General features: G+C 41.3%; 9 protein-coding genes. All 9 read left to right on the top strand.

Going from position 1 to position 11,055, the window contains the following annotated elements; all coding sequences use genetic code 11:
* Positions 1–95: 95 nt before the first annotated feature.
* The 9 genes from LG34_RS05455 to LG34_RS05415 all read left to right on the top strand — a co-directional run bounded on the left by LG34_RS05455 (position 96) and on the right by LG34_RS05415 (position 11,054).
* The gene (locus LG34_RS05455; RefSeq protein WP_109215187.1) at positions 96–593 is read left to right on the top strand and encodes an RNA polymerase sigma factor; all 498 of its coding nucleotides are present in this window, start codon (positions 96–98) and stop codon (positions 591–593) included.
* Positions 580–1,773 carry a hypothetical protein gene (locus tag LG34_RS05450; RefSeq protein ID WP_109215186.1) on the top strand — a complete coding sequence of 398 codons (1,194 nt, stop codon included), beginning with the start codon at positions 580–582 and terminating at the stop codon, positions 1,771–1,773. The genes LG34_RS05455 and LG34_RS05450 overlap by 14 nt, the downstream gene beginning before the upstream one ends.
* A 244-nt stretch (positions 1,774–2,017) precedes the next feature.
* Positions 2,018–4,180: a response regulator gene (locus LG34_RS05445; protein WP_109215185.1), complete on the top strand. Its 2,163-nt coding sequence runs from the start codon at positions 2,018–2,020 to the stop codon at positions 4,178–4,180.
* A gap of 284 nt (positions 4,181–4,464) precedes the next feature.
* Complete coding sequence (locus LG34_RS05440; RefSeq protein WP_109215184.1) at positions 4,465–4,839, top strand: GntR family transcriptional regulator; 375 nt, start codon at positions 4,465–4,467, stop codon at positions 4,837–4,839.
* 18 nt (positions 4,840–4,857) lie between these two features.
* Positions 4,858–5,709 (top strand): ABC transporter ATP-binding protein, encoded by an 852-nt coding sequence (locus tag LG34_RS05435; RefSeq protein ID WP_109215183.1) that lies wholly within the window; start codon positions 4,858–4,860, stop codon positions 5,707–5,709.
* On the top strand, positions 5,706–6,359 hold the full coding sequence (locus LG34_RS05430) for an ABC-2 transporter permease (RefSeq protein WP_109215182.1): 654 nt from the start codon (positions 5,706–5,708) through the stop codon (positions 6,357–6,359). The genes LG34_RS05435 and LG34_RS05430 overlap by 4 nt, the downstream gene beginning before the upstream one ends.
* A 301-nt stretch (positions 6,360–6,660) precedes the next feature.
* Entirely contained in the window at positions 6,661–8,265 is a 1,605-nt protein-coding gene (gene pckA / locus LG34_RS05425; RefSeq protein ID WP_109215181.1) for a phosphoenolpyruvate carboxykinase (ATP), read from the top strand.
* A 314-nt stretch (positions 8,266–8,579) separates the two neighbouring features.
* On the top strand, positions 8,580–9,605 hold the full coding sequence (locus LG34_RS05420; RefSeq protein ID WP_109215180.1) for a threonine aldolase family protein: 1,026 nt from the start codon (positions 8,580–8,582) through the stop codon (positions 9,603–9,605).
* Positions 9,606–9,731: 126 nt separating this feature from the next.
* A complete protein-coding gene (locus tag LG34_RS05415; RefSeq protein WP_109215179.1) occupies positions 9,732–11,054 on the top strand; it encodes a sodium-dependent transporter in 1,323 nt (440 codons plus the stop codon).
* The last annotated feature ends 1 nt before the right edge of the window (position 11,055 follow it).

Genomic DNA, 11,055 nt, shown 5'->3' with positions numbered 1-11,055 from the left:
CGCTGACCAGAATCACGCACCAAGTCTCACGTGCGTTCGACTTGAATTCACATCTGATACAGGGAAAAATATAGAGAATTGGTGGACAAACTTATATGAGTGTAATAAACAAGGAAGAATTGTCAAAGCTGATCTTGGAAAATCAAAAGGAAATGTATGTGCTGGCTTATTCCATACTGCAAAATCAGGCGGATGCACAGGACGCAGTGAGTGAATGTATTGTGCGTGCCTTTGAAAATCGTACAAGTCTCAGAAAACGTACAAGTGCAAGATCATGGCTGATGAAGATTCTGATCAACGTTTCCCGTTCAGCAATCACGAAAAGACAGAAGGTCGTGCTTTTTGCTGATCCGGAACAGTACGAACAGGTGACAGAAGTGCCACAGGATCATTTGTGGTCAGCGATTCTGGAACTGTCAGAAAATGTGCGGGTTATCATGGTTCTCTATTACTATGATGGTTTATCGGTGAGGGAGATCAGTGCGATGTTGAACATTCCGGAAGGAACGACAAAGACCAGACTCTCTGCCGGGAGAAAACAACTGGCAAAATGGATGGAGAACGGAAAGGAGAGCGGACATGTTATCAGATGAGCAGATGGACCGAAAAATCCGGGAGCATGTGAAGGCGCATCCGGTGATTCTGCCGGAAGATTACCAGACCATGGTACAGGAGCAGATCAGAACGTGTTGTGAAGAGGAAGTGCAAATGAATACGAGTGTGAAAAAACAGCGCAAAAAGAGAATAGCAGCGGCAGCGTGCATTGTGTTATGTATCGGAGTGTGTGGCGCAGGCGGTGTACGCGCGGGAATGAATTATGCAAAACAGCGTGCGGAGCAGACGTCGGAGAAAGAACAGGAATCTTTCTGGAAGGATGCTGCCAAAGCAGATGCGGATACATTTTCCAGAGAATTATCTGAAAAGGAGCAGAAGCGCTTGAATGAATTGGCAGAAAAGTATAAGACAGAAGGGCTGTTTCCGGAAGGAAATATTTTGCAGATTTCGGATAAGTCAGAGATCGTATCAGATCAGATCTGTTTTCTGGCGCAGGACAGCACTTTTTATCTGCCGGAGATGGCATTGAGTGATGAGCAGATGTTGGAACTCATTGATTTTTATGCAAAGCGGGATTACAGTGTAACGGCACAGGGACAAAAAGATGCAGAGGAAGCGGAAAATTCTGTTGATGTGACAGAGATCTTGCAGGAAGAAGCCGTAGAAAAAGCTTCTGATTTGTTAAGCCGGTTATATGGGATTGATGCTGATACATTGGCAATTGAAACGGAACATGATCAGACGTTAGATGAAAATGGCGAGACATTTACAACAAATCGCATTTCTTACCGTGATGAAACTGCTGGCATTTCTTACCTTGTATCAGTTGATCTGCAGAATGGAGAAATAAAAACGATTTCCGCAGAAAAAGATGCCGGTTCGAATTATTCCAAAGAGATAGCGGAAAATGCCGCACAGTACCAGAATTTTTATTCAGAAGCAGAAAAAATGGCAAATGCTTATATGGGAGAAAATACCATATGGACTGCAAAAGAGATGGAATACATGCGGGATGAAGATCATATGCTTGGAACCGGAATCGTGAATTATATTTTTGAAACAGATACGAACTCCTGTGTTATAAGTTATAGCTGTGCACAGCAGCATTTTTATCAAGTGCGGTATTTTACAAAGGATGAATTGGATAGTTATCTGGCAGATGAAAAAGAGCAGGGTGCAAAGCGGAGTCTGGAACGGGTAATTTTGGATGTAAAGTAGAAGATCAATAAAATTGAATACAAATTAGCCATCCAAGTCGAAAACGATTTGGATGGCTTTTTTATAACAAAAATTTAAGGGAGAAATGTATTATTATACGACTACCATGGATGAAAACGAATGATTTGTGCTAATAAAAGAGGGTGTACTGTTTTTCACAGGAAAATATTGCTTTTCCAAGATTTTCTATGTATTATTTTACTATATGTGAATGATACAGGATAGATAAGGATAGGAAAACAGTATGAATTACGAAGCATTTTTGGCAGAGACAGAACGGATCAGTACATTGCCAGAGCGGGAACAGCTGAATTTTTATACAGATGTAATGAACCAGGAGACGGGAAAAACAAAAGTGGCAATGATGGCATGTTTTTATAAAGCGTTGCTCTATTACCATGCGGGAGATTATCTGACGGCGAAGGAAATTTTGGAGCCCCTGATTATAGATTATCAGAGTTACGAATATATGCCGGAGCTGATTTCCTGTTTCAATCTGATGGGGGTGATCGCATACTGTGAAGGTGAGTATATCCTGACGCGGTATTTTTTCAAACGGGGATTGAAAATAGCAGAAAATCATAAAGAAAAGAGCCGTTATTTCTATGAGTACAACAATATTGCCCTGACATATATTGCACAACAGGATTATGTAAAAGCACTTGGTTATATTTTGATGGCAGACCAGTATCTGGGAGATTCGGATGAGAAAATGGGTGCATATGTTTACCTGAATATGGCATCAATTTACCACAATCTGTCCCGATTGCGTGAATCAGCTGAGGCATATAACAAATGTGTGGAAAAATATCACGGCTACCAATATGTCGAGCATGATCTGCTGATCTGTGGAATGCTTCTGGCATTAAAAAAGAAAAACTGGGAACAATATGAGACATTTCAAAAAAAAGTGCTTGATAAAATGGATGAAATGTATGTGTCGGAGTTTATCGATGCCTGCAAAGCAATTTTTGATTGTGCAATGGAAGATAAAGACACCGCGCTGGTATATGGAATTCTTGCACGTATGGAGGCATATGTGAATCTGCATCCGGATGAACTTAAAGTCTGTCTGAAAGTGGAAGAATATAAGTATACCTATGCAAAAAGCATTGGCGACAAAGGTGGAATGCTGGCAGCGCTTGAGCGGAAGGATGCGCTTTATGCAAAGATGATCCCCGCATTGGAGACACAGCGTTCTTTGGAATTTGAACGGTATTTTGAAGTGAACCGAAAACTGCAGCAGTCAGTGGAAAATGAAACGCGCGCCAATCAGGTGAAAACCGAATTTCTGGCAAATATGTCACATGATATCCGCACACCGATCAACGGAATCATGGGTATGCTTACCATGATTGCAAATGAACGTTCGAATCAGGAAAAGGTAGATGAATGTATTGGAAAAATTGGTGCCTGTACGAAACATCTGCTTTCTCTGGTAAACGATGTATTGGATATGACAAAGCTGGAAACGGATGCGGTAGTTCTGGAGCAGGAACCGTTTAATCTGGATCAGGTCTGTGTAGAAACTATGGAAATGATCGAGTTTCAGGCAGTAGAAGCAGGTTTGCATGTATATGCTGAGCATGACAATGTTCTGGATGTAAATCTGATCGGAAGCCCGTTGCAACTGAAGAAAATCCTGGTGAACCTGTACGGAAACAGTATTAAATATAACAAACCGCAGGGCGCCATTTATACAAGCTTGCGTGAACTGGAGCGGTCGGAAACATCGGTTTCTTATGAATTTAAGATTCGCGATACCGGAATCGGCATGACAAAGGAATTTATTGAAACCAGATTATATGAGCCATTTATTCAGGGTGAAAATGCGGGACGTTCTCAGTATGGTGGAACCGGACTTGGCATGTCGATCGTAAAACAACTGGTGGAACGGATGCATGGTTCGATTCAGGTGGAGAGTACACCGGGAGTGGAAACCTGTTTTACGGTAATCTTGCCTTTTGCGATTGATCCGAATCCACCACAGCGCAGGAAACGTTTGGAAAATGCGGATATTTCCGGAAAACGGATTTTGGTTGTAGAGGACAACGAACTAAACATGGAGATTGCGGAGTACATATTGAAAGAAGCCGGAGCCAGTGTGGAAAAGGCAGAAAACGGGAAAGTGGCATTGGAGCAGTATCAGATTTCGGAAGAAGGTTATTACGATGCCATTTTGATGGATCTGATGATGCCTGTTATGGATGGCTATGAGGCGGCAAGACAGATTCGTTCATCGGATCGGGCAGATGCCAAAACGATTCCGATTGTAGCCATGAGTGCGAATGCTTATATGGAAGAGGTAAAAAAATGTCTTGCAGCTGGTATGAATGAACATGTCAGCAAGCCGGTTTTCAAGGATACGTTGCTTTCCGCGCTTGCAACACAGATGAATGTGAAGTAGAAACATATGGACTTTTTTAGAGTGTATGTGATTTTTATTAAGGATAAGTAACCATATATAGCATATAATAGAAAAATATTCAGAACGTATAAGGATGTTATAACAGGAAAATATAGATAAGTCACCGGATTACGGTAGATATTTGATCGGATGAGATGGAATGTCTATTGTAATACCGGTGATTTTTTGCATAAGAAAGATATTTTGAAGATAAACAGTATATAACAGTTGACAACAGATATACACTGTTATATACTGTTAGCTGTAAGGGAGGTCCCATCAATATGCATATTATTTTAAATCATTCTTCCATGGTGCCTATTTACGAGCAGCTTATGGAGCAGATAAAAACAGAAATTATTGAGTCAGCACTGGTAGAGGGAGAGGCGCTTCCCTCTGTGAGAAAGCTGGCAGGTGAACTTCGCATCAGTGCACTGACTGTAAAAAAAGCTTACGATAAGCTGGAAGAATCCGGATTTGTGACAACTGTTCATGGAAAAGGAACATTTGTTACCGCTTCGGACAAACAGCTGGCACTGGAAGCACGCAGGAGAGCAGTAGAAGAAGAATTCGAAAAAGCCATCGATCAGGCAAAAAATGTCGGATTGAGCAAAGAGGAAATTCTGGAAATCGTAAGTCTGCTGTTGGAGGAAGCGTAGGAAGCAGGAGGATTTGTAATGATCACAATGAAAAATGTCCGCAAGACATATGGAACGTTTCAAATGGATCTGTCTATGGAGATCCCGAGTGGGCAGATCACAGGTCTTGTGGGAAAAAACGGCGCCGGAAAAAGTACGGCGATCAAATTAATACTTGGACTGACGGAAGCTGAAAGCGGTGAAATATCTGTATTTGGAAAAAATATTCATCAGTTAAGTATGACAGAAAAAGCACAGATTGGAGCATCTCTGGCAGACTCCGGGTTCAGCACCTATCTCAATATTGTCGATGTGCAGAAAATTTTGTCAAAAATGTATCCGGATTTTGACAGCGCTTACTTTGAAAAAGGATGTCGGGAATTGAGGCTGCCGGAGAAGAAGCGAATCCGTGAATATTCCACTGGTATGAAAGCTAAATTGCGGGTGCTGACAGCGCTCAGTCACCATGCAAAGCTCCTGATCATGGACGAACCGACGGCAGGTTTGGACGTGGAAGCCAGAAATCATATTTTGGATATGTTAAGGACTTATATGGCAGAGGATGAAGAACGTTCGATTCTGATCACTTCTCATATTGCGTCCGATTTGGAGCATTTGTGTGATGATATTTATCTGATTCATGATGGAATGTTGATATTACATGAAGAAACAGATGTGATTTTAGAACAATATGGGGTATTAAAGGTAAGCGAAGAACAGTTTGACAATCTGGATCAGGAATATCTGTTAAAAAAACAGAAAACATCCTACGGTTATGCCTGTTTCACAAACCACAAAGATTATTATCAGGAAAACTGTCCGGGAATCACTGTGGAAAATGGCAATATCGATGAATTAATTTTAATGATGACGGGAGGTTATCAAGGATGAGAGGATTGTTAGAAAAAGATATCCGGTTGTTGCTGCACAGCAAACAGACATTTCTGTGTTTTATTGCACTTGTGATTGTACTTGGGGTTACACAAAAAAATCCTTTTATAGTGGGCTACGCCACTTTTATGATGGCAGCATTTTTGGTTTCTACACTTTCTTATGATGAGATGGATCATGGACTTGCCTTTTTATTTACGTTGCCGATTGACCGAAAAATGTATGTCAGAGAAAAATATCTGTTTTGTATGGGAGGAGCAGTCATTACCTGGTTTATTGCGTTAATATTGTATTTTGCTGTCCTAACTGTAAATCATACGCAAACTTTATTTGAGGAAGAAATGCTGAAAGGACTTGCTTTTTTGCCAATTGCGATTTTATTTTTGTCTCTGCTTCTTCCGTTGCAGTTAAAATTTGGTGTGGAAAAAAGCCGTCTGCTGGTGATTGGTGTTTCTGTTTTTACTGGTATCATGATTTATTTTCTGGCAGAAAAAAGTGGAATGCTGGATGGAGAAAGTACAGTGATACTGTCTGTTTTCGGAGTGATAGGGGATATAGCTGTGGATATGATCAGCCTGCTTGTGGCAGGGGGAATGGCAGCAGTGTCATATCTGTGCAGCTGTCGTATCATGAAAAAGAAGGAATTATAATATTTTCTGATTAAAAATGATATCTGTCTGATATGGAATTTGCTTTTGGATAAACGAAGCCTTTCAGACAAAGACAGTACAGAGATGATTTCGGTAATTTTGTGCTGATTAAAAAAATTTTTTGATTGAAATCGCTTGACTTCTGGTCGTATTTTTTTGTATTGTATAGAATGTATTAATTTGAGTACAAAATTGACACAGAAGATTGATAAATTATTGACAAATTCTGGCTTTAATGATAGTATAGGTTCGAATTAAGTACTCTATTAGATTACAGTAATGAAAGGACGAGGTAGGTAAAATGGCAGAAATCAATTTAAGCAAGTACGGCATTAGCGGCACAACTGAGATTGTACACAATCCTTCTTATGATTTATTATTTGAGGAAGAGACCAAACCGGAACTGGAAGGTTATGAAAAAGGTCAGGTCAGCGAACTTGGCGCAGTTAATGTTATGACAGGTATTTATACAGGTCGTTCTCCGAAAGATAAATATATTGTAGTAGATGAGAATTCCAAGGACACTGTATGGTGGACTTCTGATGAATATAAAAACGACAACCATCCGGCTACACAGGAAGCATGGAACGCAGTAAAAGATCTTGCAATCAAAGAGCTTTCCAACAAAAAACTGTATGTAGTAGATGCATTCTGTGGAGCAAACAAAGACACACGTATGGCAATCCGTTTCATCGTTGAGGTTGCTTGGCAGGCACATTTCGTAACAAACATGTTTATCAAACCGACAGACGAAGAACTTGAGAACTTCGAGCCGGATTTCATCGTTTACAACGCTTCCAAAGCAAAAGTTGAGAATTACAAAGAGCTGGGTCTGAACTCTGAGACAGCAGTTATGTTCAATATCACAAGCCGTGAGCAGGTTATCGTAAATACATGGTACGGCGGAGAGATGAAAAAAGGTATGTTCTCCATGATGAACTATTACCTTCCATTAAAAGGCATCGCTTCCATGCACTGTTCTGCAAACACAGATATGAACGGTGAGAATACAGCAATCTTTTTCGGACTTTCCGGAACAGGTAAAACTACACTTTCCACAGATCCGAAACGTCTCCTGATCGGTGATGATGAGCATGGCTGGGATGACAACGGCATATTCAACTTTGAGGGTGGATGCTATGCAAAAGTTATCAACCTTGACAAAGAGTCTGAGCCGGATATCTACAATGCAATCAAACGTGACGCTCTGCTTGAGAACGTTAGTCTGGATGCAGAGGGCAAAATTGATTTCGCTGACAAGAGCGTAACAGAGAATACACGTGTATCTTATCCGATCAACCATATCGAAAATATTGTTCGCCCGGTTTCTTCCGCACCGGCAGCTAAGAATGTAATCTTCCTGTCCGCAGATGCATTTGGAGTACTTCCGCCGGTATCTGTTCTGACACCGGAGCAGACACAGTATTACTTCCTGTCTGGATTTACAGCAAAATTAGCCGGTACAGAGCGTGGAATCACTGAGCCGACACCTACCTTCTCCGCATGCTTCGGACAGGCTTTCCTTGAGCTTCATCCGACAAAATATGCAGAAGAACTTGTTAAGAAAATGGAGAAGAGCGGAGCAAAAGCTTACCTTGTAAATACAGGATGGAACGGAACAGGAAAACGTATTTCTATCAAAGATACACGTGGAATTATCGACGCTATCTTAAATGGTGATATCAAAAATGCTCCGACAAAGACAATTCCATACTTCAACTTTGAAGTACCGACAGAGCTTCCGGGCGTAGATCCGGCAATCCTTGATCCGCGTGATACTTACGCAGATGCTTCTGAGTGGGAAGCAAAAGCCAAAGATCTGGCAGACAGATTTGTTAAAAACTTCGCAAAATACGAAGGAAACGAAGCTGGTAAAGCGCTTGTTTCTGCAGGTCCTCAGGCATAAGATACATATAAGGGCAAAAATTTGAATATTTGATTTTTCAGGATGTGGAAAATTCGCATGATAGTGGATTTTCCACATCTTTTTTGGTTCTCAGCACATCTTTTTCTGTGATCGTTTGTAAATACATTTTTCTATAAGAAATCCTTGCAAATTTTCAAAATTTCAGGAAACAGACTTTTCACCATGGAAGAAAAGGTCGAAATATGTTAGAATCAGAGAGTATGTATTTGAACGCAGGTCGCAAAGCGACTGCGTTCATGAGCAAGTAGTGAAAGCGGATTGCGAATGTCTGCTTTATATGGAGGAAAAATATTGTGATTTCATTTGCAAGTGATTATGTAGCCGGAGCACATCCGGAAATTATAAAAAGATTAGCAGAAACAAATATGGAAAATTTGTCCGGATATGGAACAGATCCGTACTGTGCGCAGGCAGCGGAGAAAATCAGACAGTACTGTCATTGCCCAGAAGCAGAGGTTTATTTTCTGGTTGGCGGAACACAGACCAATCAGATCGTGATCAGTACGATGCTGCAACCGTATGAAGGTGTGATTGCGGCAGATTCCGGACATGTCAATGTGCATGAGGCGGGTGCAATCGAGTACACCGGACATAAGGTATTGTCCCTTGCTGGCAAAGACGGCAAAATTGCAGCTGCCGATTTGGAAAATTATGTGGCACGGTTTTATGCGGATGACAGTTATGAACATATGGTATTTCCGGGAATGGTTTATATTTCTTTCCCGACAGAGTATGGAACGTTGTATTCCAAAAAGGAACTTCAGGAAATCTATGAGGTATGCAAGAAAAGAAATCTTCCGTTATTTGTTGACGGAGCGCGGCTTGGCTATGGACTTGCCAGCAGTGAAAATGATGTGACATTGGAAGAACTGGCGCAGTTGTGTGATGTTTTTTACATTGGCGGGACAAAAGTTGGTGCTTTGTGTGGAGAAGCAGTTGTATTTACCAATCACCATGCACCGAAGTATTTCGTGACACAGATCAAACAGCATGGTGCCTTACTGGCAAAGGGACGTCTGCTTGGAATTCAATTTGATACGCTTTTTACAGATGATCTGTACTTTAAAATCAGTGAGCATGCGATCCGTATGGCGGCGAAATTAAAACAGCTATTTGCAGAAAAAGGCTATCGTTTTTACTTGGATTCTCCGACGAATCAGCAGTTTATTATTCTGGAAAATGAGAAGTTACAGGAACTGAGCGCAAAAGTAGATTTCAGCATCTGGGAAAAACAGGATGAAAAACATACGGTTGTTCGTTTTGCAACAAGTTGGTCTACACAGGAAGCAGATATTGAGTATCTTTCAACGTTATTATAAAAGCGGATTTTAGAAGAAATAAGAAATATATCTGTAGTGGTGGTGGCGTGAAAAACGTATCCTTCACTGACAGAAAGAGCAAGGCACAGCAAAAAAATTGACTGTGAGTTGAAATAAGGAGTATTTATGGAAAAAAGAGAATCATTTCAATCAAGATGGGGCTTTATTTTAGCCTGTATTGGTTCGGCTGTGGGGATGGGTAATATATGGATGTTTCCGACTCGTGTATCTCTGTATGGAGGTGGAGCATTTTTAATCCCATATATTATTTTTGTGGTGTTGATCGGATCTACCGGTGTCATCGGAGAGATGAGCTTCGGGCGGGGAACCAGGTCTGGTCCGATTGATGCATTTGGAACTGCATGTGAGCGGCATGGAAAAAGAAAAATCGGAGAAGCACTTGGTATGATACCGGTGGTTGGTTCCATGGCAATGGCCATCGGCTACACCGTTGTTATGGGATGGATTTTAAAATATGCCATAGGTGCTTTTTCCGGAACGACGCTTGCGCCGGAGCATGTGGATGATTTTGCGGATAAATTTGGCAGCATGGCATCTGCGTTTGGAAATAATGGATGGCAGGTTTTAATCTTGTGCATTACCATGGCAATTTTGATGTTTGGTGTTGGAAATGGAATTGAAACGGCAAATAAGATCATGATGCCGATTTTCTTCTTTTTGTTTGTTGGACTTGGCATTTATATCGCATTTCAACCGGGGGCGGCAACGGGTTACCATTATATTTTTCGTATTGATCCGGTGGCATTAGCAGATCCAAAAACTTGGATTTTTGCATTGGGACAGGCATTTTTCTCACTGTCAGTAGCTGGAAATGGAACGTTAATCTACGGTTCTTATCTGCCAGATCATGAAAATATCCCAGCAGCGGCAGGGCGTGTGGCATTTTTTGACACATTGGCAGCAATGCTGGCGGCATTGGTGATTATTCCTGCGATGGCAACGACTGGCGCAAAGTTGAATCAGGGTGGACCGGGACTTTTGTTTATCTATCTGCCAAATCTGATCAAGTCCATGCCGGGTGGCAGGCTGATCATCATTATTTTCTTTGTGGCAGTATTATTTGGTGGTCTGACATCACTGATCAATTTGTATGAAGCACCGATTGCAACGGTTCAGGAGAAGCTGCATGTTGGAAGAAAAGCAGCCTGTATGATTATCGGAGCGATTGGCTTGGGTGTTTCACTTTTAATCCAGGGAATCGTATCCGGTTGGATGGATGTGCTTTCTATCTATATCTGCCCGCTGGGAGCAGGACTGGCAGCGATTATGTTTTTCTGGGTATGTGGTAAAAAATACGTGGAGGCACAGGTTAACAAAGGAAGAACAAAGCCGTTTACAAAACTTTATTATCCGATTTGCAAATATTTGTATGTGGCAGTTTGCTTTATTGTGCTGATTCTTGGAATTGCGTTAGGAGGTATTGGATAAT

Source organism: Eubacterium ramulus, from assembly GCF_003122485.1.
Classification (GTDB): domain Bacteria; phylum Bacillota; class Clostridia; order Lachnospirales; family Lachnospiraceae; genus Eubacterium_I; species Eubacterium_I ramulus_A.
The sequence above is the reverse complement of the archived record's forward strand: the minus strand, read 5'-3'. Positions and strand labels throughout refer to the sequence as shown.